Genomic DNA, 22581 nt, shown 5'->3' on the forward strand with positions numbered 1-22581 from the left:
CATCCACCCAGGGTTTGAATCTATGGACAAAAATTGACCGTAGATGCAAGCCCTCTTCGTGTTACGAAAAAGGTGCTTGTGTCGTGCCAGAAGGCCATACAGGCATTTAACCTGTATGGCCTTTTTGTTTTTTCTAGAAGGGGGAATGTTCAATTGGATGGGAAATTAAAGCAGTCATTAGTCAATTATCGATATAAAAGAAAAATGGAAGATTATGCACTAGAGCGAGGATATATTCCTTTTCATCCTCAGTTATTTGAAGAGTATGATTCATTTTCAAGTCGAAACCCTAGATTAGCTAGAGAAGACTTAGTTGTTGTTTTAACACGTTTACAGCAAATTTTCTTGTTAAGACCTGATTTAACTAGTGCATTGATGAAAGAAATTTATCCAATCGCGCAAAAGGAAGAGAAATGTAAAGTATTTTATCAATCAACAATCTATCGAAATATGGGGCTAGAGCTTGAAGAAATTAATCAATTTGGTGTTGAAAATTTAGGGCAAATTACTGAAGCATCTGAAATAGAAGTAGTTATTATGGCAATTGATTTATTAAGCAAAGTTCCTTTTATTTTAGAAATCGGGCATACAGGGTTTATCGAAGGATTATTTAAGGAATGTAATTTAACCGAGTCGCAAAAAAACAAATTGAAAAAGCTAATTTATTTAAAAAACATAGATGAATTAGAACGTTTTATTCAGTCAATTAATTTACCGTTTCAAGCTAGAAATGTTTTTGAACAGTTATTTAGCTTACAAGGTAAGGGAGAAAAGCTTCATGCATTACTTAGAAGCTTAGTATTAAATAATGAAATGGAAAATGCTGTTGAAAAGGTAATCAAATTTCAAGAAATTAGTCCAAATATTCTTCTTGATTTATCAATCGTAAATGAATTTGATTATTATGACGGAATTGTTTTTAAAGGGTATTATGATCAGTTAAATAAAGAGGTTTTAAGTGGAGGACGCTACCTTCTGGTGTCTGAAGATTCGGAAAACAGTATTGATGCGATCGGATTTTCGATTGATACAAATGCTTGGATAACATGTCAAATGAGGGATGTAAAGTGAGTTGGCTAACAGTTGCGGTTGCAAAAGGAAGACTTGAAGATGAGGTTATTAAAATATTAAGTCAGTCTGGTTATCGAAAAGTAATTGATTCTAAAACTAGAAAACTAATTTTTGAAGATGAATTAAATAAAATTAAATATTTAGTAGTGAAACCTGTAGATGTCGCTACATACGTTGAACGAGGTGTTTGCGATCTTGGTTTTGTAGGAAAAGACATTCTGTTAGAACAAGAGAAAGATGTCTATGAGTTGATGGATTTAGAACTTGGAAAATGCATTTTTGCAGCAGCGGGTTTTCCAGGAACGTTAATTGATCGAGGTGATGAAACGTTAAGAGTTGCAACAAAATATCCAAATATTACTTCGAAGTATTTTCAGTTTAGGCAAAATATTGAACTTATCTATTTAAACGGTTCTGTTGAATTAGCACCAATTGTAGGAATGTCAGATATTATTGTTGACTTAGTAGAAACGGGAAGTACTTTAAAGGCAAATGGGTTAGTCATCTTAGAAGAAATGATCCCGATCAGTGCTAGAGTGATTTCAAATCGTGTAAGTTATCGATTTAACTATTTCCGTATTACTGAATTTATCGAAAAAATTAAGAAGGGCAGGAACATATATGCTGGAAATTTTATCGATTAATCAAAAAAGCGAAAAACTTGAAAGTATTATAAGTCGAACGAATTTACCTACTGTTGAGATTACAAAAAGCGTAGAAAAGATTTTATTAAATGTGAAAGAAAATGGTGATGAAGCTGTACGTCAGTATTCTTTAATTTATGATGAGGTGAAACTAAAAAGCTTTGAAGTAAGTGAAGATGAGTTTAATGAAGCCCTAGAACATACTGATGAAAACTTAATAAATGCATTAATTGAAGCTAAGAAAAATATAGAGACATATCATGAAAAGCAACTGCAAGATGGTTATAAAATAAATGGAAAAAATTCATATGTTCAACAATTAATTAATCCGATTGAAAGAGTAGGTGTGTATATCCCAGGTGGAAAAGCGGCATACCCATCAACAGTTTTAATGAATGTGATTCCTGCAAAAATAGCCGGGGTGAATGAAATTGTCATTGTAACGCCACCAAATAAAGAAGGAAAAATTAAGCCTTCCATTCTAGTAGCTGCCAAATTAGCTGGTGTTACAAAAGTGCTAAAAATTGGTGGAGCACAAGCAATCGGGGCACTGGCGTATGGAACTGAAACAATTGAAAAAGTAGATAAAATAGTTGGTCCAGGCAATATTTATGTGGCGCTCGCTAAGAAAAGTGTTTCAGGCATAGTAGGAATTGATATGGTTGCAGGTCCAACAGAGGTTGTCATATTAGCAGATGAAACAGCCAATCCGAGATTTATTGCTGCTGATTTAATGGCACAGGCGGAGCATGATGAAATGGCATCTAGTATTGTGATTACGAATTCAGAAGAGTTTGCACAAAAAATACAGCAAGAAATACCTAACTTATTAGAAGAACAACCTAGAAAAGAAATTATTCAAAGCTCATTCGAAAATTTTGGAGCCATTATCGTCGTTAAAACAATCGAGGAAGGTATTGAGCTTGTTAATAAGTTAGCGCCTGAACATCTTGAACTAATGATAAAAAATCCAGAGTCGATCGTTCATAAAATTAAAAATGCTGGTGCTATTTTTTTAGGAGACTATACTCCAGAGCCGGTTGGCGATTACTTTGCTGGAACAAATCATACATTACCGACTAGCGGAACTGCAAGATTTACCTCGCCATTAAATGTAAATGATTTTCAAAAGAAAACATCCGTTGTTTATTACAATAAGGCTGCCTTAAGTGAAGCAAGAAAACATATTGAATTGATCGCGGAGGAAGAAGGACTATTTGGTCACGGTAAAGCAATTAGTATTCGATTTGAGGAGGATTCAATGTGAGAACTGCAGTGATAACAAGACAAACAAATGAAACAAATATTCAATTGAAGCTAAATTTAGATGGTGATGGAGTAAGTACGATTCAAACTGGAATTGGTTTTTTGGATCATATGTTAACGTTATTTTCATTCCATAGCGGAATAGACTTAGAAGTATTTTGTGAGGGTGATCTTGAAGTAGATGATCATCACACAACAGAAGATGTTGGTATCGCATTAGGTAAAGCCTTATTAATTGCCTTAGAAGAAAAAATTGGCATTAATCGTTACGGTTCATGCTACATTCCAATGGATGAAACGTTAGCAAGAGTTGTCGTCGATTTTAGTGGAAGACCGTATCTTGTTTATAATGATCGAACAGTAAGAGAACGAATAGGAATGATTGATACACAGAATTTTAAAGAATTTTTTAAATCATTAAGTTCTGAAGCTAGAATGAATTGTCATATGGAAGTTTTATATGGAGAAAATGATCATCACAAAATTGAAGCTTTATTTAAAGCGTTTGGTAGAGCGGTTAAACAAGCAGTTGAAGTAACTTCGACTAAGTTACCTTCCACGAAAGGAATGTTATAAGTGAATATTATTATTGATTATGGTGTTGGTAATTTAGATTCATTAAAAAGAGCATGTGAAGAAATTGATTTTCCTGTAGTCATTACGAATGAAATTGAAGTGATTGAGCAAGCTTCTTCTATTATTCTACCAGGTGTTGGGGCATATGAAGCAGCGATGAACGAATTAAATCGACTTGGTTTAGTAGATTGTATAAAGTCAAAGGCAAAAAGCGGTACTCCGATTTTAGGAATTTGTCTAGGAATGCAATTACTATATGAATTTAGTGAAGAAAATTTCGGGGCAAGTGGGCTCGGCTTAATTAAAGGTCAAGTAAAACGTATACCTGACATTGTAAAAGTTCCACATATGGGCTGGAACAAGTTAAATTTTACTAAACAGGAAGCATTATTAAAATATATAAATGAAGGCGATTATGTCTATTTTGTACACTCATTTTATATAAGTTCAACAAATGATGAGCTTTTAGCTTATTCCGATTACGGGGTAAAGATTCCAGCAATTATTAAATCCAATAATATTTACGGAATGCAATTTCATCCTGAAAAAAGTGCAGAAACAGGTCTAAATTTATTAAAAGCATTTAAGGAGATGTGTTTATATGATTCTATATCCAGCAATTGATTTAAAGGACGGTAATTGCGTTCGCCTTGAGCAAGGAGACTTTAATAAGAAAGTAATTTATAAGAATTCACCACTTGAAGTTGCGTTAGATTTTGAAAAAGCAGGTGCAAAAGTATTACATATCGTTGATTTAGATGGTGCAAGAACTGGAGAACGGAAAAATGCTTCGATTATTAAAGAAATCGTTCAAAATACGAATTTAAACATTCAATTAGGTGGAGGAATAAGATCACTTGATTCGATTTCATTTTGGTTAGAATTAGGTGTGGAAAAAGTGATTTTAGGTACAGCTGCAATTATTAATAGACAGCTTTTAGAACAAGCTGTTTTAAAATATAGTGATCGAATTATTGTAGGAGTAGATGCAAAAAACAGTTTTGTAGCCATAAATGGATGGGAAGAGTCGACAAATCAAGATAGCTTTGAATTTTGTAAACAGCTAGAGCAACTCGGTGTGAAAACAGTCGTTTACACTGATATATCAAAGGACGGAATGTTAAGTGGACCTAATTTAGAAGCATATAAAAGATTAACTGAAGAAACAAATTTAAATATTATCGCTTCAGGTGGAGTGAGCTCATTGAATGATCTAAAGTCACTTCGTAAGTTAAATATTTATGGCGCGATTTCAGGTAAAGCATTATATGAAGGAAAATTTACAGTTGAGGAGGCACTTAAATGCTTGCAAGAAGAATTATACCGTGCTTAGACGTTCGTAATGGACGAGTCGTGAAAGGAAAACAGTTTTCAAGTATTCAAGATGTTGACTCACCTACAAAACTAGGAAAATATTATAGTGATAATGGTGCTGACGAGTTAGTATTTTATGATATTACAGCCTCAAATGAAGAAAGAGATATATCATTGAAATTTGTTTCAGAAGTAGCGAAGGAATTGCGTATTCCGTTCAGTGTTGGAGGGGGAGTACGTTCGATTGATGATATTACGAAACTATTAAGAAATGGAGCCGATAAAGTCTCAATCAATTCTGCCGCAATTTTAAATCCGAATTTAATTAAGGAAGCATCTGATCGTTTTGGATCGCAATGCGTTGTGCTTTCAATTGATGTAAAGTTAAATAAAGTAGGCAATTATAAAGTGTTTATAAATGGTGGTCGGAAAGAGACTGAATGGGATGCGATTGATTGGGCAAAGAAAGGTGTAGAACTTGGAGCGGGTGAAATCGTCTTAAATAGTATTGATGAAGATGGTATGAAAAGAGGCTTTGATATCCGATTGCTGCAAAAAATTACAAATGCCGTTAATGTTCCGGTTATCGCATCTGGTGGCGCAGGAAAAGTAGAACACTTTTATGATGCGATTGAATATGCAAATGTCGATGGAGTTTTAGCTGCATCAGTATTCCATTTTGGAGAAATCAAAATTAGTGAATTAAAAGACTATTTAAATGAAAAAAATATTCCAGTTCGACTATAGGAGGAGAAAACATGTTTTTTGATATCGAAAAAATTCGCTTTAATGAACAAGGGTTAGTACCAGCTATTGTACAAGATATTAATACGAAAGAAGTATTAATGTTGGCATATATGAATAATGAATCAATTAAACTAACAATCGATACTGGATTTGCCACATTTTATAGTAGAAGTCGCAGGTCAATTTGGAAAAAAGGAGAAACATCGGGGAATCTTCAATATGTTAAATCGATTTCTTATGATTGTGATCAAGACTCAATATTACTACAGGTTGAACAAGTAGGAGTAGCATGCCACACAGGAAGCTACAGTTGTTTTTCCGAAAAACTAACTTTAATGCAAGAAAAAAATATTGTTCAAAATGAATCATTAAGCTATTTGCCTAATCTCTATGAAACGATACGAGATCGAAAAGAGAATCCGATTGAAGGATCTTATACTACCTATTTATTTAATCAAGGAATTGATAAGATCTTGAAAAAAGTAGGTGAAGAGACAAGCGAAGTAATTATTGGAGCTAAAAATGAAGGAACAGAAGAATTAATATATGAGATTAGTGATCTAGTTTATCACACAATTGTTTTAATGGTTGAAAAAGGAATAAAACTAGAAGAGATAAACAATTGCTTAATAAATAGAAAGGAGAAAGTAAAATCTTGAAAATTGATGGCCACACACATACGCAATATTGTCCGCACGGAAGTGGTGATGACGTACAATTAATGATCGAAAAAGCAATTGATCTTGGGTTTGATGAATACCATATCACTGAGCATTCACCAGTACCAGCAACATTTCAAAACTGCTTAAAGCCAAATGAAGCAGTTGCTTCGCTTGCGATGTCTGAAAATGAAGTAGACGAATATATTAACGAAATGTATAAAGTAAGAGACAAGTATAAGGATCGAATTCGTATAAAAATTGGATTTGAATACGATTATTTACCGAGTGAATCAGTATGGTTTAAAGATTTTTTAAAAGAATATGGTAAATATTGTGACACAGGACTTTTGTCAGTTCATTATCTGGAAGGAAAAAATGGTTGGCATTGTATTGATTATAAAGCTGAAGATACTCTTTCTGGTTTAGTACATTACTATGGTAGCACAGAAGCATTTCAACTCGCATATTACGATTTAGTAAAACAGTCAATCATTGATGATTTAGGTCCGTTTAAACCAAAAAGAATCGGCCATATGACTCTATGCAATAAATTTAAACAATTTTTGAAATGTGAAGATACGGAAAAGATCTTAAATAAACAAGTTGAACTACTAAAGCTAATAAAAGAAAAAAACTATATTTTAGACTATAATACTGCAGGATTATTTAAAGAGTATTGTGGGGAAACATATCCACCAAACCATGTCGTTGAAATTGCGAATTCCTTAAATATAGAGTTAATGTATGGTTCTGATTCCCATAGTGTAAAAGATGTTGGAAGAGGATATGAGGTTTATTCTTTAAATAGTAAAAAATCTTGCTGACGATCAAGTGATATTAATAAGAGGATACTGATCTGTTAGAACATTTTGAGTAAGTAATTTACATCAGCTTGCTAATTAACTAACTCATTAACTAACTCATTAAATGTTATGATTATGTATTATTTCAACACGCTAACGATAAATTGATAATTTATCGTTTTTTTTGTGATAATTTTCTTGGAATGGTGAAATTCCCCCTAATTACAAAAATCAAATATTATTGTACAATTAAGAAAAATTTAGAAATTATTTCTAAATATAGTTTTTATAAAGGGAGAATTTGAATGTCAAATATTATTTGGGTTGTATTAGGGGCTTTATTAATGAGTACGATTGATTATTTGATGTTTCATTTTGGGCTTGTTCATACCGAGTACCAAAGATGGGACTGGTTTGAAAAACGAACAAAGTTTCAAAAAGTTAGTGTTCTTTCTGGTGTGTTTATAGTTATGTTTGTACTTAACATTGTAGTTAAAAGTTAATGCTACTTAGAGAGTCATGGTTGTGACTCTTTTTTTCTTTTAATAGATGTATTTATGGCTAATTTCTAGAAGGTTGATCCCAAAGATGCAAATGTTATTAGAAAGTTAAAAATAAAAGGTAAAAATAGCCATTTGTTGAATAAATAAACAGTGGTGACCTCTATATGAATCAATTGTTATCATTTAGTTCAAGTTTAGTCCAACTTTTTTAATGAAGTTTAATGGTTATGAGGAGACTTTACAGAAGTAATTTCTAAAATTATTAGAGTTTAAAAAAAGGAGGGAATTTTTATGAATCGAAAAGAAATGTTTTTAAACGTATTAGACAAAACATATGATAAGGAAAGTTGGTTTGCTCCACTAAAAGATTCAATTGTAGGAATTACAGCTGAACAAGCTGGTTGGAGACCATCAGGGGATGCAACTAAATCAATTTGGGAAAACGTTAATCATCTTCTTTATTACAAAGAGAGGATTGTAGCAAATTTAGAAGGTAGAGAGTGGACACAGAATCTAGACGGTGACCAAACATTCTTTTTTACTGAACCATCGAATGATGTAAATGAATGGAAGAAGGTAGTTGAACGTTTGGAAAATATTAGTTGTAGTTTAAGACAGCTATTGAGTAATATGACAGATGAGGAATTAATGAGAAATTCTTTTGAAGTCAAATTAATGGATTTATTACTACATGACGCTTACCATACCGGACAAATTATTCAAATAAGAAAAATGCAAGGATCGTGGCCATCACATCGTTGACATAATCGACTAAGGCAGCTTAAAGCTGTCTTTTTTGTATTAGACAATCGGGGAGGAAGTACGGAAATAGAAATTGGATATTCCTGGTATAATTAATCGAGTGTATTATTATTAATCGTAATATATTTAGAGGGGAAAAATGAGAAAAAGATTACGAAAAAAAAGATTAAATAAATGGGAATGGTTTTCAGTAAAAGTGTTAAATGAATGTAAAATATCAGGAAATCCTTCACCAGAAAAAATCGATGAAGATTACGGTAGTGACGGACAAAAGACATTTGAGGATAGCATTTTACTTATTAAAGCACCTTCAGAGGAAGAAGCTTATTTAATTGGTGAAAAAGTAGCAATAAAAAATGAAGTGGAATACTTAAATCAATATGATGAAACAGTAGAATGGAAGTTCATAAGAGTAATCGATTGCTTTAATTTATTTGATAAAAAGCTTCAAACAGGAACTGAACTATATTCTCGTTTTATAAGAGTTCCTGATGATTTGCCGACAGGAAAGCTTAGTTCAATTAATGACCGAGATTTTATTGAGTAAGAAGTCAGCAATTAGGTTGAAAAAAACCAAATTTTGAGGGAGTAATGATTATGTTTAGTTATAAAATTGAAGAAAACTTGCAATTAAAGTTATTAACTCTACAAGATGCAGATGAGTTATACAAATTAACAATCAATTCTATGGAACATTTAAAAGAATGGTTGCCATTAATAGCATATAATCAAAAACCTGAGGATACAGAGAATTTTATAAAATCAACTATGAAACAATTTGCTGAAAATAATGGATTTCAAGCTGGTATTTGGTCAAATTCAAAACTTGTTGGGGTTATTGGGTTCCATAAAATTGATTGGTCAAATAAGTCGACAAGTATCGGTTATTGGCTAGGAAAGGGGTTTGAAGGTACAGGCATAATGTCAAAAGCTTGTCATGCATTTGTTCATTATGCATTAACAGATCTATTGCTAAATCGGGTCGAGATTCGTGCTGCTGTTGAAAATACAAAAAGTCGTGCTATTCCCAAGAGGTTAGGATTCTTTCAAGAAGGCCGGATCAGGAAAGCAGAATGGTTGTATGATCATTATGTAGATCACATCGTTTATGGAATGTTAGCGGAAGATTGGGTTTCCTTAAGGAAATAATGTTAATTTCATATCAATGAACTTTTTTTCTTGCATGAAAAGTATTAATACTTCAAATACTTCATTTGAAAGGACTTACTAATTATTTTTGGATAGATATTTACTAATGAGTTAAATGAAATAATGACTTGTCTAGTGTGATGCTATAAACTGCATGTAAGAAAAGGAGAATATCAATGCATTGGTATGAAAAACTAAATCAGTATTTTCCAGTTGAAGAAATGAAATCAAGGGAACATATGGAAACCTTATTGAAAGAGAGACCAGATATTTACCATAAAGATGAAGGTCCACATCATGTTTTAATGTATGCGGAACTAGATGATTTTGTCTTTATCGATTACTTGTTCGTTTCGAAAGATGCCCGTGGGCAGGGTCTTGGGTATAAATTGCTTGAAAAGCTAAAGAAGAAGGGCAAACCGATTATTTTAGAGGTTGAACCAGTTAATTATGAAGATACGGATACAGAAAAAAGGCTTCGCTTTTATAAAAGAGAAGGTTTTGAGCATGCTCAATCGATTGGCTATAACAGACGTTCACTAGCTACTCAAGAAATAAACCCTATGGAAATTTTGTACTGGTCTCCAAATAATGAGAGTGAAGAGATGATTTTTAAAGCAATGAAAAAAACATATAATATGATTCATACATATAGAGATACACATTTTTACGGTGAATCTTATCAGCCAGTAGAGGAAGTTTTAACCTTTGGTGAAAATAATAGCAATCAAAATCTCTTAGAAGACATATAAAAATGTGAAATCAAAAACGACTGATTGCCTCAGTCGTTTTTTCTAATTACACACCCATACGTTTGCGTTGATTATTTGGCTTTTTAGAAATTTGATTCTTTTTCGTCATATCTTTAACAGCATTTACTCCAGAATTTTGAATAGAATTTTGCTGTTTTTTGCTAGCCAACTTTTGTTTCATTAATTCCTGAAGACTAACTTTTTTTGGTTCATTGTTATTTTCGCTCATAAATTTTGTTTCCTCCAATTTAATCATACTTTTATAATGACTTGTTGAAGGAAAATTAGCAAGTACATTTAAAAGAATTAAAAGTTCTATTAGCTGTCTTTTTCAGTATTTTTTTTATGAAACTCTTCCATTTTTTTACTCTTCGAATAAGCAGATTCCTCTGAATGTCCAAATTGATCTACAGAACTTTTCTGTGGACCTTTGTTTGTATGTCCTTTTGCCATGTTTAACCCTCCTTTTTTATTATTATGTGCTTAAATTCCTTGAATAATCTTTAATTTAAAATGGGAATCTATTTATGATAAATGGTATTAGGAGGAAGCAAAATGACAAGTAAAAATGGCAGCAAAGGAAGTAAAAATCAAAACGCACCTGAACTTCATGGACAAGCACCTACTAGTGGTGACAACACAAAAGGAAATGTCTATCGCTCTAAAAAAGGTAGTAAATCACAAACAGAATTACACTAAAATATTTAATTAAAAAAGAGCTTGGATTTCCCAAGCTCTAAATTTTTTCTAACGATGTTTAGTCTTGAACATTAAATCCTTCTTCATCTAAATATTCACAAGCTTCACCGTAGCTATTGAATGTACCATCAAGATTTTCTCCTGCGTAAACATTCCACATGTCCATTTCTGAAACAAGTTTAAGGACTTGACCGTTCGCATTAACCCAGATTTCTTCAACTTCTTCATCTTCTTCAAAAATAGGTTCAAAAGATAGACTTTCAATTGATTTAGTAAGTAGTGTACGAAGTTCGTCTTCAGTAAATTCTCTTATATTTACCATACCTTTATCGTTTGTTTTGTACCCTTTAATACCTTCAGCATATACAAAGCCGTTTCCATTAGGATGTAAATGATATACCACATTCTTCTTTTCTTTTAAACTTTCTTCGTATTGAAAATTTGTACGTCCAAGTGAGACTGGCTTTTTAGTTAATTCTGGAAATGATTCAATAATTGTTAGTTTTTCTTCGTAAGTTAGCATAATGCCTCCAAAAAAATATTCTTTTACCTATGTTTTGTATGTAACGTAACAAATATAACAAAAATCTTTTGAAAATGACATAGAATTGTCACAATTTCAGCTACTCTAATTTGGTAGAATAATAATGCTGTATAAATTTAACATAATCCTTTTGGCATATTTTTGGAATTAATTTGATTTTATTATACATAGTAGGTGATAACATGACAGTTGAAGTTAAAGTGAAAGAACAATTTATTAAAAAACAATTTTATAAATCGTATTTAAATGAAAATGAAAACGATAACCATCCTATTGCAGTTTTAGCTGACCTTTACAATGAACAAAATGATGATATGGATCTTTCATCTATCCGATTTGCACAAGGTGAAGTTTATTTTGAAAATAAAGATTTTGAATCTGCAGTTTTCAAATGGGAAAAAGTAGGAAACCAGTTAAGCGATTGGGCAAAGAAAAATATTGCTGATTCTTATTATGAAATTGGTGCATATGAAACAGCAGAAAAGCTATATAAAGAAGTTAAAACAGATAGTAGTACTTTGACATCTGAAATTTTCTTAAATCTATTCTCTCTTTATATCGATGTTTCGAAATACGAGGAAGCAGATCGTATTATTAAAGAAGCAGTAAAATATAATCCTGATTATCCAAATGTAACGAGAATTGCACGTAATTTTTATGAAAAAAATCATGATTGGACTAGTGCTGTAGCGCTAGCTTCAGATGAATCAATTCGTACAGAAGATTTAAAATGGTTTATTATATTAAGAGAATACATTATAAATGGTGTAACAAAAGAAATGGCACCAAGTTACTTTGTGCAACCGTTACTATCATTGGCTAAAGTCGATCTTGAGCACTTTGAATTAATGGTAGAAGCACTTTGGAATAGTTACAGAGAACAATCAGTTTATGTAAATTGGTTACAAACATTTAATGATATGTTATTCCAAATCAATGTTGAGACAGGTGTGAAGTGGAATCGTTTGCCATCAATCTATTCAATGTCATACGAAGAATTAGTTGAAGGTGATTATTTTGTAGCTCAGCTTGAGGAAGTGATGCCAAGCTTCTTAACAAATTGGTTACGTATTACCGATTTAAAAGGAGCAGTTTTAGCAACGACTGCAACACTTGCATGGGATCGATTATTCCCAGGCCGTATTGATTATCAAATTGTTGCTGACGCAGAAATGGCATTTGAACAATTATTAAAAACGCCTGATTGCTTCGAAATTGGAAAAGAATTATTTGAAAACATTTTACAATGGTCTGCTTTAAATGAAATAGAAGTTGGAGAACGATTTGAGTGGTGGACAAGTAAATTAACTCAATTTGAAAATACAACTATGCTTGTTGCTGGTACATCAGGTAACGGTAAATCTTCATTTGTAAACTCACTTTTAGGTGAGAAAATGATGGGTTCTTCTACGACAATGCCTGTATTATTTGAACAAGATAATGATTCAAATATTAGCGTATTTTCGAAGGAAGGAAATACAAAGCTTGCTGAATTTGCAGATTTTTACGATTTAACAACAGTTGAAAATAATCTGTTAAAAGGTGATGAATTAGTATATTATAAATTACCAAATTCATTTTTAGAAAAGCATCGCCTATCAATCATTGACACACCTGGAATTGATGGAAACCAGGTTAATACAAAAGCATTATTTCAGTCTGTAAAACTTGCAGATCGACTTGTTTATGTTTTAAATGCTACTGCACCTTATACAGAAAACGAACGATCTTTACTAGTTAAAATTCATAAAGAATTACCAACTCTACCGATTCACTTTATTTTAAATAAGATGGATTCTATTTATAGTAAAGAAGAAATTGATCGAGTTCGCGCTGAAATCCAAGCGAAAGTTAATCTGGATTTCCCTAGCGCTAAAGTATTACCTTATTCTTCAATTTATAGTAATCACGATCAATTTAAAGATTTAGAATTATTTATAGAGGATAACGTTCTTTCAACTGAAGCAAATTCTAAACAAACAGAGAAATTATTATTAGCTATTCGCAAATTAATTAATTTCTTATTAGAAAAACGAGTTGAGAAAGAAGACGAATTACGTGCTAATGTTAAATGGAATGAAGTTCTTGATGACAAATTAAATGGTCTATTACATTCTTTAAAAGATAAAGAAATGGAACATTTAAATACAATTAAAAGCTCGTATCGTGAATTAAAAGACGAATTAAAATATGACCTGAAGCTAAGTATTCCTGGTCTACTCAAAGAATGTAAAGAATTAATTAAAGAAGATAGTGATTTCGGTACAATTCTTGAAACGATTAACGAAGAGATGAATCTTCGAATTGGTGAGTATGTAAGAGAGAATACTTTACCGAAACTAAATGATGCTCTTCAAAATTGGATTAAAGAATCAGGTGTTTTATTAGAAGGTACTCAAGGTTACTTAACTGAAATGAGTGATTCTTTAAATGAGTACATTGGAAATGAATATTTAAATCTTGAGTGTGATTTTAAAGTATTAGATGACTGGCGCCGTGATGCTGATCGAATGACTTCTATGACTCAGCTAGATGACATGAATATTTTATTAAATTCATCACCATCTCAATTTATCTTAAAGAGCTCAGGTATCTTATTAGGTTTACTACCACAAAATAAATCGAAGCTTGTTGCTCAATATCAAAAGTATGTTGATAATGTCAACTATGATGATGTAACATCAGAATTATCAATGAAGTTTTTCCTACAATTTGAAATGTTTGAAAAAACTTTACCAAGAGATTTATCAATGTTCCTACATGCTCCATTTGAGCAAATCCATGAAATAGTTGATGAAACAAGAGTAGCTATTGCTAACTATAATCAAACTTTAGAAGATATGAAATCAAATCCAAGTATTTACTTTGATCCGATTACATTCTTCACAGTAAGATTAAGACAATTAGAATTTTTAACATTACGTAAATAATGAGGAAAGAGTGTGCTAAATGGCACACTCTTTTTTTTTTATTGAATTATGCAGTTATTTTTAAAGCAGTATTGCATTCTACTATTCCTCTGTATCTTCTTCATACGGAATATGTACAACGATTGTTTGGTAGCCTTCTTTAATTTTTACATAACCACCCCAAGGGGTTTGTAGTATTAAAAAGGATCCCTTTGTATCAATTGAAAAATGTGCAATTTTTTCATGTTCTTCATCGAGTAAAAGCACTTCTCGCTCATTCCCAACTGTTCTAATACCGGGATGGCAATGAATTTGTATTTTCCAGTTGCCAAGTCTACTTAATAAGAAATGACTCATAAAATAGATCACCTTCTATCATTATAGTTTCTTCAAAACGAACTAATGAAACTTAATGGAAAACAGTTAGCTAAAATGACACGAAAAATCAGGTGAGGGCATCTTTAAATTAATTCTATTCTAGAGGAAGGTAACTTAAAACTATTTAGGAATATTCGTAATATATTTATTACTCATATTGGATTCATGAGTGAGAAAAAAGAGGTTTTAATAAGAAAAAGTTTAAAAGAGTTGCTAAAAATAACTCTTTTTTTCTTTGTACGACAATTATCCGGGAGTTTAGTTACTTTAAGATTCTTTAAGATTCTTTATAATTCAATTAAAAAAAATGGATTTTGCAGGAGATTCTAATTTTTACGTCAAACTCAAATCATAAACATTTACATAACAAAAATATATGCTAAATGGAAAATTGTATTATTGAAAGAAGGTGATACATAACCCGAAGCCGATCGCCAAAAGGAATGACTGGGAATTTTAATTTCATGGTAGTCGGGTAACCTCAAAAAAGTCTTTTGATTTCTAGATTGTTGGTAAAATATTATTTAGGAACTAAGGAGAGGTATAAGGATGAAAATAAGAAACCGAAAATTATTAGTACCGACTGTTGCTTCATTGTTAACATTATCGATGTATTTCCCAGGAGGCTCAACTTTTGCCGCAGCTTCCAAACATGTACAACTTATTCAGGCAGTTCCAACCGCTGCAAATCACGGCACTTCCATTGGTCACACAAACCGTAACTCCAAAGCTTCTATAACGATCTCCCTTCAGCTAAGAAACAGCGATAAACTGGATAATTATATTGCCAGCTTAAAAAACCCTTACTCCATCAACTACAAGAAATACTTAACTCCCGACGAATTTAAAAATCAATATGGACCAACTGATACAACTGTTGCCAATGTTAAAAGTTATTTGACAAGCCAAGGCTTTAAAGTCGAAAATGTTTCTTCCAATAATGCCTTTATTACCGTCAGTGGCACCATTGGTCAAATGGAGGATACTTTTGGTGTAACTATAAATAACTATAAAGATTCAAATGGAGAAACCTACTATGCCAATGATCAAGCTCCTTCCATTCCCGCTGAATTTTCTGGAGTGATTACGAATGTTGAAGGTCTGAATAATGAACCACATTATACACATTCGAAAATTAGTAGTTCATCTCAACAGAATAAAGCAGTGACACCGAAAGTGGGCAGTGGTCCAGCTGGCGGTTATACACCGTCTGAATTAAAAGGTGCTTACGATGTCAACCCACTGGCAACTGCCGGATATACTGGATCTGGCCAAACTGTAGCAGTCATGGAATTGGACGGATATAAAGCAACGAACATTAGTACCTATAACAACTACTATGGCCTAGGAAGCCCTGCACCAACTAATGTATATATTGATGGTTATAGTGGTGCTGCCGGGCAAGGTGCAATTGAAGTTGAACTTGATATTGAGGTAATCAATGCAATTGCTCCAAAAGCACAAGTGGTTGTATACGAAGGCCCAAATAGCGCCCAAGGCTTAATTGATACTTATCAAAAAATTGCCTCTGATAATACGGCAAAGTCAATTTCTGTTAGCTGGGGAATCGGTGAGCAGCATGAAGCAACTGCGACGATGAATAGCTTACATACCATATTCCAGCAATTTGCTGCCCAAGGACAAAGTATTTTTGCTGCGTCTGGAGACAATGGTGCCTACGATTCCGGAGGTAGAACTTTAGAGGTCGATAGTCCCGCAAATGACCCGTATGTGACTGGAGTTGGCGGAACTCACCTGAATTTAAGCGGTACTTCATACAGTTCAGAATCCGTTTGGAGTAACAAAACAACCAAATCAGGTGACGGTGGAGGGTTATCTAAAGTTTATGCTATGCCGTCATTCCAATCAGGTCCTGGTGTCCAAAACAGTTATTCGAATGGAAAAAGAGAGGTTCCAGATGTTTCGGCAGCTGCCGACCCTAACACCGGATATTCAATCTATACTGGAGGTGCTTGGCATGTAGTCGGTGGAACATCAGCTGCCGCACCATTATGGGCTGGAATCGCTGCACTCAATAATCAATTTGCACAAGCAAATGGCAAAGGCAACCTCGGTCAAGCAAATCCAACTCTTTATCAAGTCTTTAATACAACTCAAAAATATGCAGCATATCATGATATTACGTCTGGAACAAACTTGTACTATCCGGCTACATTTGGCTATGATATGGCTTCAGGTATTGGGACACCAGATGCATTTAATTTAATTCGCGATATAAATGGGTTTTAAAGTAGAAAACGGCAGTCTCCAAAATAATGGAGGCTGTCGTTTTTATTAAAGAGAGAAATTTAGAGTCAATCATAAATTCATGTCAATTGATAATGAAGAAAATACTTGAAAGGGTGCAGTAAACATGATAAAAATTTTTTCAAGAATACCTCAACTCTCTTGGGAATATGTGGTAAATTACGCAACTAAATCATTTTATAAAAAAAGAACATGATGACTTTATTCTTCATGTTCTTTTTTACTTCTAAAAGCAATACAAAGTCATTTCGATTGCTCTAATCTATTGATATTATGGGAATCCTAAACAATGAATAGCCACAAATAATGACTAGTTATACATAATTAGGCGGGAGCGTCGTATTAAAAAAACTTGTTGTAATAAATTGTTCATGATATTCAAAATCTATTACCTAGTAGAGTAATTTGAAGTAAAAGCGCTTGCATTTTTTAAATTATGTTCTTATAATACTTGTATACAAGTATACTCGTATGGAAATGAAGGTGAACTTATGACAGAATTAAAGAAATATCTTTATCCGGAAAAATGGCTATCAAAAGCTTCAGCTGGTGATCGTGTAACATATGAATTAAGGATGCAGATAATTTCTGGTCTAATTGAAAGCGGTACCAAGTTATCAGAAAATAAATTGGCTGCTGATTTTAATGTAAGTCGTTCTCCTATTAGAGAGGCATTGAAAACTTTAGCATCTGAAAATCTGATTCGTTTAGAAAGAATGGGTGCAGTTGTTATTGGATTAACTGAAAAAGAAATAGAAGAAATATATGATGTGCGATTACTAATCGAAACATTTGTATTTGAACGGTTAGTAAAATTAGACACGAAAGAATTGGTAATGGAACTGAGTAAAATTCTTGAAATGATGAAAATTGCCATTAAATATCAAGATGCCGATGAGTTTTCATTTCAAGATGTATTATTCCATGAAACGATTATTCGAGCGATTGATCATTCTTATATTTTGATGATCTGGAATAATGCAAAACCAGTTATGGAAGCGTTTATACTTTTATCAATGAGAGTACGGTTTAAGGAAAAATACGAAGACTTTCTACGAATAGTCGATAATCACCAATTATATATTGATGCAATTGGTACGAAGAATAGAGATCTTATGATTCAATCTTTACATCAAAACTTTGATGATGTTCAAGGAAAAGTAGAAGATCTATGGAGATCTCAACAAATGTTTTCAAAAGGAGTAGAACAAGAATAATGACAAACTATATGTTAGGGTTAGACATCGGTACCACAAGCACAAAAGCCGTTTTATTTACTGAAACAGGTGAAGTCATCCAGCAAGAGAATATCGGATACCCACTCTATACACCTGATATTTCAACAGCTGAACAAGACCCAGAGGAGATCTTTACAGCTTTAGTGCAAGCGGTTTCTAAAATAATGAAACAACATTCTCAAAAAGAGATATTATTTATTTCTTTTAGTAGTGCAATGCATAGCCTAATTGCCATGGATGAAAATGATCAACCTTTAACGCCTTGTATTACATGGGCAGATAATCGAAGTGAGTCTTGGACTCATAAAATTAAAGATGAATTAAATGGTCACGAAATATACAAACGAACAGGAACTCCTATTCATCCAATGTCACCTTTAAGCAAGATTACCTGGATTGTAAACGAACGACCAGAGATCGCACAAAAAGCGAAAAAATATATTGGGATTAAAGAATATGTATTTAAAAAATTCTTTGACCAATATGTTGTAGATCATTCGCTTGCTTCAGCCATGGGTATGATGAATCTTAAAAAATTAGATTGGGATGAGGAAGCTTTACAGATAGCAGGGATTTCAACTGATCAACTATCAAGACTAGTACCTACTACGGAGATTTTTACAAACTGTAATCCTGATTTAGCTAGACAAATGGGAATTGATCCACAAACTCCATTTGTAATTGGTGCAAGTGATGGCGTGCTTTCCAATCTTGGTGTGAATGCGATTCGAAAAGGAGAAATTGCAGTCACAATCGGGACAAGTGGTGCAATTCGAACGATTATTGATAAACCACAAACTGACGAAAAAGGACGAATATTTTGCTACGCATTAACGGAAAAACATTGGGTCATCGGTGGGCCAGTGAATAATGGTGGTATGATTTTTCGCTGGATTCGTGATGAATTTGCGGCTTCAGAAGTTGAAACTGCAAAAAGATTAGGTATTGATCCATATGAAGTATTAACAAAAATTGCCGAAGGAGTAAAACCTGGTGCAGATGGCTTGTTATTCCATCCTTATTTAGCGGGTGAACGTGCACCATTATGGAACCCTGATGTTCGAGGATCCTTTTTCGGCTTAACGATGGCACATAAGAAGGAGCATATGATTCGCTCTGCACTTGAAGGGGTTATATACAATCTTTACACAGTATTTTTAGCTTTAGTTGAATGTATGGATGGACCAGTATCTAAAATCCAAGCAACTGGTGGGTTTGCAAGATCAAATGTATGGCGTCAGATGATGTCTGATATTTTTGATTTAGATGTAGTCGTACCAGAAAGCTATGAAAGTTCATGTCTTGGTGCTTGTATTTTAGGTCTTTATGCAACAGGAAAAATAGAATCCTTTGAAGTAGTATCTGAAATGGTCGGTAATACTCACAAACATACTCCTAATGAAGATGCAGTAAGAGAATATCGAGAATTATTGCCAATCTTTATTAGCCTATCGAGAGTGTTAGAAAAAGATTATAAGCGAATTGCTAATTATCAAAGAGGATTAATTAAAAAAAATAAATAGATTTTTGGGGGGATTTCCATGCCACTAGTTATAGTAGGAATAGGAATATTAGCATTACTGTTTTTAATTATGAAGTTTAAATTAAACACTTTTGTTTCATTAATTATTGTTTCATTTGGGGTTGCTTTAGCACTTGGAATAAAACCAGATAATATTGGCACAACTATTGAAGCTGGATTAGGTGCAACACTTGGGCATTTAGCATTAATCTTCGGACTTGGTGCAATGCTTGGTAAGTTGATTGCAGACTCTGGTGGCGCACAACGTATTGCGATGACGCTTGTTAACAAATTTGGTGAAAAGAATATTCAATGGGCTGTCGTTGTTGCTTCGTTTATTATCGGTGTAGCATTATTCTTTGAAGTTGGATTAGTTTTATTAATACCGATCGTATTTGCAATTTCAAAACAATTAAGGGTTTCTATTTTATATTTAGGCATTCCAATGGCGGCTGCATTATCTGTAACACACGGTTTCTTACCACCACACCCAGGTCCAACAGCAATTGCTGGTGAATATGGTGCAAATCTTGGTGAAGTATTACTTTATGGTTTTATTATTGCGATTCCAACTGTTATTATCGCAGGTCCTTTATTTACAAAGCTTGCTAAAAAGCTAGTACCTGCATCCTTCACAAAAACGGGTAATATTGCATCTTTAGGTGAACAAAAAACATTTAAACTTGAAGAAACTCCTGGTTTTGGGATCAGTGTTTTTACAGCTTTACTTCCTGTTATTTTAATGTCATTTGCAACAATTGTTAATTTACTGCAAAAAACAATTGGATTTGAAGATAATAGTTTACTAGTAGCGATTCGATTTATTGGTAATGCTGGTACTGCAATGGTGATTTCATTATTAGTGGCGATATATACAATGGGATTAGCTAGAAAAATACCAATTAAAGAAGTTATGAACTCTTGTACAACTGCAATTACACATATTGGGATGATGCTCTTAATCATCGGAGGTGGCGGTGCCTTCAAACAAGTGTTAATAGATGGCGGTGTTGGTGATTATGTAGCTGAGTTATTCAAAGGAACATCAATTTCACCGATTTTACTTGCTTGGATTATAGCAGCAATCCTACGAATTTCCCTAGGTTCTGCTACTGTTGCAGCATTAACTACTTCTGGTTTAGTCCTTCCAATGCTAGGTCATTCTGACGTTAACTTAGCTTTAGTCGTTCTAGCAACTGGAGCAGGTAGTTTAATTGCTTCACATGTAAATGACGCAGGTTTTTGGATGTTTAAAGAGTATTTTGGGTTAAGCATAAAAGAGACTTTCTTAACTTGGACATTACTAGAAACAATAATTTCCGTTTGTGGATTGATTTTTATTCTTTTATTAAGTTTATTCGTATAATGGAAAAAACTAGCAGGATGTTTTACTTTTCTCCTACTATAGGTTAATTATTTATTAGGGCAGTATCCTCATTATAATACTTAGAAACTTTTACGTATTATAGTAGTGGTATACTGCTCTTTATTTTATTATCGTTCAGTCTTTAAGAACTAATCGACATTCAATGAAGAACGTGACAAGTTCAACGTGGTAATCGATTAGGTAATGATACCCTTTATTTATTGAAAGATGTAGTTCTGTAAGAATATAGGTTTGAGGCTTAGTGCATAATATTATTTTGGTTAAACAGACCTAAATTTAAAGATATATGGTAATTTTTTTTACTTTTGTTAATAATTTTGGACTGGAAAAAATGCAGGTCAAATGACATAAATAATCTTCAACCAATTATTACTCAAAAAAGCATAAAGGGATTGTCAGTATTAAAAATTATAAGATAAAATTCAAACCTTGAAAAAAGTTATTACCAAAATGTGTTTAACAGACAATAGACTGGAAACAAAGCATAAGTTCATCAAGACCTTATGCTTTATTTTATTTGTTCCTTAAATTTGCTTAATATTATTCAGTGAAAAAGGCTCTTCGCTCAGAAGTAATCCATTGCTCTAAATGGTCTTGACTACGTCGGACAAGTCTATTTACTAATACATCGTGCCATATATAATCCTCTAATAAATAAATATGAACTGGATCATTTGTATAAAAAGCAACACTGCGCTCTTCAATTGATGGTCCATAAATCATCTCTTTAGAATCAATCGACAAAATAAACCAATGATCTGTAGACTTGGTCTCAGTAAATGGTGTAATACGATGACTTTCTAGATTCCCTATTGGATTTTCGACGTGTAGCGTAATTCCTTGTATGGTAGCTTTTTCAGTCGCATGAACCAGATCTTTTTTCAAAACCTCATACATTTCGTCCCACATTGAAATCACAATCCGTTTTTCTGCTTTTTTTATCAGCGTCTCACAATAGTTAATAATCGTTTTATAGTCTTTTAATGTAATTACACGGTTGTCCTCTTTTTCACCAAATGATTCTAGGTCGTTTAAAGAGTCACTTATTACAGAATAAGTTGATTGCCACTCTGATTGGGCCTTCTGTAAAAAGATCTCAACCGGCAGAGGTGAATATCGTGTCGTGTCATTTATTTCCTCTTTCAAGACAATTCCTCTTTCAACAAGATTACCTAACACATCATAAATACGCGCTCTTGGTATACCTGAGTCCTTGCTAACTTGGTAGGCTGTTACAGGACCTTGTTTAACGAGTGATACATAAGATTTAGCTTCATATTCGTTAAAACCTAATTTTTTGAACTGTTGCACTAGATCTTCCATTTTTTCGCACTCCTATTTTTTGTTTATGTAATAAATTTACAATAACTATTTACAGATAGCAATT

Annotated in this window: 25 protein-coding genes; 20 read left to right on the forward strand and 5 right to left on the reverse strand. The window is 32.9% G+C overall.

All coding sequences use genetic code 11. From position 1 onward, the window contains the following. Positions 1–153 precede the first annotated feature (153 nt). The 14 genes from ACFVRR_RS03560 (at position 154) to ACFVRR_RS03625 (ending at position 10249) form a co-directional block, all read left to right on the forward strand. Positions 154–1071, forward strand: coding sequence for an ATP phosphoribosyltransferase regulatory subunit (locus tag ACFVRR_RS03560; protein WP_387324692.1), 918 nt, complete (start codon positions 154–156; stop codon positions 1069–1071). Continuing rightward, the gene (hisG, locus tag ACFVRR_RS03565; RefSeq protein ID WP_098426913.1) at positions 1068–1715 is read left to right on the forward strand and encodes an ATP phosphoribosyltransferase; all 648 of its coding nucleotides are present in this window, start codon (positions 1068–1070) and stop codon (positions 1713–1715) included. Before ACFVRR_RS03560 ends, hisG begins: the two co-directional genes overlap by 4 nt. Further along, entirely contained in the window at positions 1696–2982 is a 1287-nt protein-coding gene (gene hisD / locus ACFVRR_RS03570; protein WP_387324969.1) for a histidinol dehydrogenase, read from the forward strand. Before hisG ends, hisD begins: the two co-directional genes overlap by 20 nt. Next, positions 2979–3557 carry an imidazoleglycerol-phosphate dehydratase HisB gene (hisB, locus tag ACFVRR_RS03575; RefSeq protein WP_387324695.1) on the forward strand — a complete coding sequence of 193 codons (579 nt, stop codon included), beginning with the start codon at positions 2979–2981 and terminating at the stop codon, positions 3555–3557. Before hisD ends, hisB begins: the two co-directional genes overlap by 4 nt. Next, a complete protein-coding gene (gene hisH / locus ACFVRR_RS03580) occupies positions 3558–4181 on the forward strand; it encodes an imidazole glycerol phosphate synthase subunit HisH (protein ID WP_387324697.1) in 624 nt (207 codons plus the stop codon). Next, positions 4159–4890, forward strand: a complete 732-nt coding sequence (hisA, locus tag ACFVRR_RS03585; RefSeq protein ID WP_387324700.1) for a 1-(5-phosphoribosyl)-5-[(5-phosphoribosylamino)methylideneamino]imidazole-4-carboxamide isomerase — start codon at positions 4159–4161, stop codon at positions 4888–4890. Before hisH ends, hisA begins: the two co-directional genes overlap by 23 nt. Beyond that, complete coding sequence (gene hisF, locus ACFVRR_RS03590) at positions 4860–5618, forward strand: imidazole glycerol phosphate synthase subunit HisF (RefSeq protein WP_387324702.1); 759 nt, start codon at positions 4860–4862, stop codon at positions 5616–5618. Before hisA ends, hisF begins: the two co-directional genes overlap by 31 nt. 11 nt (positions 5619–5629) lie before the next feature. After that, entirely contained in the window at positions 5630–6277 is a 648-nt protein-coding gene (hisIE, locus tag ACFVRR_RS03595) for a bifunctional phosphoribosyl-AMP cyclohydrolase/phosphoribosyl-ATP diphosphatase HisIE (RefSeq protein ID WP_387324705.1), read from the forward strand. Continuing rightward, the gene (gene hisJ, locus ACFVRR_RS03600; protein WP_387324707.1) at positions 6274–7104 is read left to right on the forward strand and encodes a histidinol-phosphatase HisJ; all 831 of its coding nucleotides are present in this window, start codon (positions 6274–6276) and stop codon (positions 7102–7104) included. The genes hisIE and hisJ overlap by 4 nt, the downstream gene beginning before the upstream one ends. Before the next feature lie 284 nt (positions 7105–7388). Further along, entirely contained in the window at positions 7389–7586 is a 198-nt protein-coding gene (locus ACFVRR_RS03605) for a hypothetical protein (RefSeq protein ID WP_387324709.1), read from the forward strand. Positions 7587–7877: 291 nt separating this feature from the next. After that, positions 7878–8348, forward strand: coding sequence for a DinB family protein (locus ACFVRR_RS03610; protein ID WP_387324711.1), 471 nt, complete (start codon positions 7878–7880; stop codon positions 8346–8348). Between the two features lie 139 nt (positions 8349–8487). Further along, on the forward strand, positions 8488–8895 hold the full coding sequence (locus ACFVRR_RS03615) for a DUF4288 domain-containing protein (protein WP_387324713.1): 408 nt from the start codon (positions 8488–8490) through the stop codon (positions 8893–8895). 50 nt (positions 8896–8945) lie between these two features. After that, on the forward strand, positions 8946–9497 hold the full coding sequence (locus ACFVRR_RS03620) for a GNAT family N-acetyltransferase (RefSeq protein WP_387324716.1): 552 nt from the start codon (positions 8946–8948) through the stop codon (positions 9495–9497). Between the two features lie 176 nt (positions 9498–9673). Continuing rightward, positions 9674–10249 (forward strand): GNAT family N-acetyltransferase, encoded by a 576-nt coding sequence (locus tag ACFVRR_RS03625; protein WP_097978659.1) that lies wholly within the window; start codon positions 9674–9676, stop codon positions 10247–10249. Between the two features lie 46 nt (positions 10250–10295). Here ACFVRR_RS03625 and ACFVRR_RS03630 read toward each other — a convergent pair whose 3' ends face one another. Continuing rightward, positions 10296–10478, reverse strand: a complete 183-nt coding sequence (locus ACFVRR_RS03630; protein WP_387324719.1) for a hypothetical protein — start codon at positions 10476–10478, stop codon at positions 10296–10298. Between the two features lie 89 nt (positions 10479–10567). Next, a complete protein-coding gene (locus ACFVRR_RS03635; protein ID WP_286131686.1) occupies positions 10568–10702 on the reverse strand; it encodes a hypothetical protein in 135 nt (44 codons plus the stop codon). 102 nt (positions 10703–10804) lie between these two features. Here ACFVRR_RS03635 and ACFVRR_RS03640 point away from each other — a divergent pair, with 102 nt between their 5' ends. After that, on the forward strand, positions 10805–10948 hold the full coding sequence (locus ACFVRR_RS03640) for an imidazoleglycerol-phosphate dehydratase (protein ID WP_097978661.1): 144 nt from the start codon (positions 10805–10807) through the stop codon (positions 10946–10948). A 58-nt stretch (positions 10949–11006) separates the two neighbouring features. On the opposite strand, the gene ACFVRR_RS03645 is transcribed toward ACFVRR_RS03640, so the two are convergent. Then, positions 11007–11471 (reverse strand): hypothetical protein, encoded by a 465-nt coding sequence (locus ACFVRR_RS03645; RefSeq protein ID WP_387324722.1) that lies wholly within the window; start codon positions 11469–11471, stop codon positions 11007–11009. A gap of 203 nt (positions 11472–11674) precedes the next feature. On the opposite strand from ACFVRR_RS03645, the gene ACFVRR_RS03650 reads away from it, so the two are divergent. Further along, positions 11675–14422: a dynamin family protein gene (locus ACFVRR_RS03650; protein WP_387324724.1), complete on the forward strand. Its 2748-nt coding sequence runs from the start codon at positions 11675–11677 to the stop codon at positions 14420–14422. An 81-nt stretch (positions 14423–14503) separates the two neighbouring features. Here the strand turns inward: ACFVRR_RS03650 and ACFVRR_RS03655 are convergent, their stop codons facing one another. Continuing rightward, the gene (locus ACFVRR_RS03655) at positions 14504–14758 is read right to left on the reverse strand and encodes a hypothetical protein (RefSeq protein WP_097978664.1); all 255 of its coding nucleotides are present in this window, start codon (positions 14756–14758) and stop codon (positions 14504–14506) included. A gap of 630 nt (positions 14759–15388) precedes the next feature. Here ACFVRR_RS03655 and ACFVRR_RS03660 point away from each other — a divergent pair. The 4 genes from ACFVRR_RS03660 to ACFVRR_RS03675 all read left to right on the forward strand — a co-directional run bounded on the left by ACFVRR_RS03660 (position 15389) and on the right by ACFVRR_RS03675 (position 21173). Next, complete coding sequence (locus ACFVRR_RS03660) at positions 15389–17029, forward strand: S53 family peptidase (RefSeq protein ID WP_387324972.1); 1641 nt, start codon at positions 15389–15391, stop codon at positions 17027–17029. Positions 17030–17538: 509 nt separating this feature from the next. Further along, the gene (locus ACFVRR_RS03665; protein WP_387324727.1) at positions 17539–18264 is read left to right on the forward strand and encodes a GntR family transcriptional regulator; all 726 of its coding nucleotides are present in this window, start codon (positions 17539–17541) and stop codon (positions 18262–18264) included. Further along, positions 18264–19808, forward strand: coding sequence for a gluconokinase (gene gntK / locus ACFVRR_RS03670; RefSeq protein WP_387324730.1), 1545 nt, complete (start codon positions 18264–18266; stop codon positions 19806–19808). Before ACFVRR_RS03665 ends, gntK begins: the two co-directional genes overlap by 1 nt. A gap of 18 nt (positions 19809–19826) precedes the next feature. After that, complete coding sequence (locus tag ACFVRR_RS03675) at positions 19827–21173, forward strand: GntP family permease (RefSeq protein WP_387324732.1); 1347 nt, start codon at positions 19827–19829, stop codon at positions 21171–21173. Between the two features lie 561 nt (positions 21174–21734). Here ACFVRR_RS03675 and ACFVRR_RS03680 read toward each other — a convergent pair. After that, the gene (locus ACFVRR_RS03680) at positions 21735–22517 is read right to left on the reverse strand and encodes a TrmB family transcriptional regulator (protein WP_387324735.1); all 783 of its coding nucleotides are present in this window, start codon (positions 22515–22517) and stop codon (positions 21735–21737) included. Positions 22518–22581 lie beyond the last annotated feature (64 nt).

The organism is Gottfriedia sp. NPDC057948 (assembly GCF_042887255.1).
In the GTDB taxonomy this organism is placed as follows: domain Bacteria; phylum Bacillota; class Bacilli; order Bacillales; family Bacillaceae_G; genus Gottfriedia.

Coding starts and splice junctions, on each gene's coding strand:
- ACFVRR_RS03630 (WP_387324719.1), bottom strand. CDS start 10,478: ATGAGCGAAAATAACAATGAACCAAAAAAAGTTAGTCTTCAGGAATTA.
- ACFVRR_RS03640 (WP_097978661.1), top strand. CDS start 10,805: ATGACAAGTAAAAATGGCAGCAAAGGAAGTAAAAATCAAAACGCACCT.
- ACFVRR_RS03610 (WP_387324711.1), top strand. CDS start 7,878: ATGAATCGAAAAGAAATGTTTTTAAACGTATTAGACAAAACATATGAT.
- ACFVRR_RS03650 (WP_387324724.1), top strand. CDS start 11,675: ATGACAGTTGAAGTTAAAGTGAAAGAACAATTTATTAAAAAACAATTT.
- ACFVRR_RS03665 (WP_387324727.1), top strand. CDS start 17,539: ATGACAGAATTAAAGAAATATCTTTATCCGGAAAAATGGCTATCAAAA.
- ACFVRR_RS03620 (WP_387324716.1), top strand. CDS start 8,946: ATGTTTAGTTATAAAATTGAAGAAAACTTGCAATTAAAGTTATTAACT.
- gntK (WP_387324730.1), top strand. CDS start 18,264: ATGACAAACTATATGTTAGGGTTAGACATCGGTACCACAAGCACAAAA.
- ACFVRR_RS03615 (WP_387324713.1), top strand. CDS start 8,488: ATGAGAAAAAGATTACGAAAAAAAAGATTAAATAAATGGGAATGGTTT.
- ACFVRR_RS03605 (WP_387324709.1), top strand. CDS start 7,389: ATGTCAAATATTATTTGGGTTGTATTAGGGGCTTTATTAATGAGTACG.
- ACFVRR_RS03675 (WP_387324732.1), top strand. CDS start 19,827: ATGCCACTAGTTATAGTAGGAATAGGAATATTAGCATTACTGTTTTTA.
- ACFVRR_RS03660 (WP_387324972.1), top strand. CDS start 15,389: ATGTATTTCCCAGGAGGCTCAACTTTTGCCGCAGCTTCCAAACATGTA.
- ACFVRR_RS03645 (WP_387324722.1), bottom strand. CDS start 11,471: ATGCTAACTTACGAAGAAAAACTAACAATTATTGAATCATTTCCAGAA.
- ACFVRR_RS03635 (WP_286131686.1), bottom strand. CDS start 10,702: ATGGCAAAAGGACATACAAACAAAGGTCCACAGAAAAGTTCTGTAGAT.
- ACFVRR_RS03655 (WP_097978664.1), bottom strand. CDS start 14,758: ATGAGTCATTTCTTATTAAGTAGACTTGGCAACTGGAAAATACAAATT.
- ACFVRR_RS03625 (WP_097978659.1), top strand. CDS start 9,674: ATGCATTGGTATGAAAAACTAAATCAGTATTTTCCAGTTGAAGAAATG.
- ACFVRR_RS03680 (WP_387324735.1), bottom strand. CDS start 22,517: ATGGAAGATCTAGTGCAACAGTTCAAAAAATTAGGTTTTAACGAATAT.
- hisIE (WP_387324705.1), top strand. CDS start 5,630: ATGTTTTTTGATATCGAAAAAATTCGCTTTAATGAACAAGGGTTAGTA.
- hisA (WP_387324700.1), top strand. CDS start 4,159: ATGATTCTATATCCAGCAATTGATTTAAAGGACGGTAATTGCGTTCGC.
- hisF (WP_387324702.1), top strand. CDS start 4,860: ATGCTTGCAAGAAGAATTATACCGTGCTTAGACGTTCGTAATGGACGA.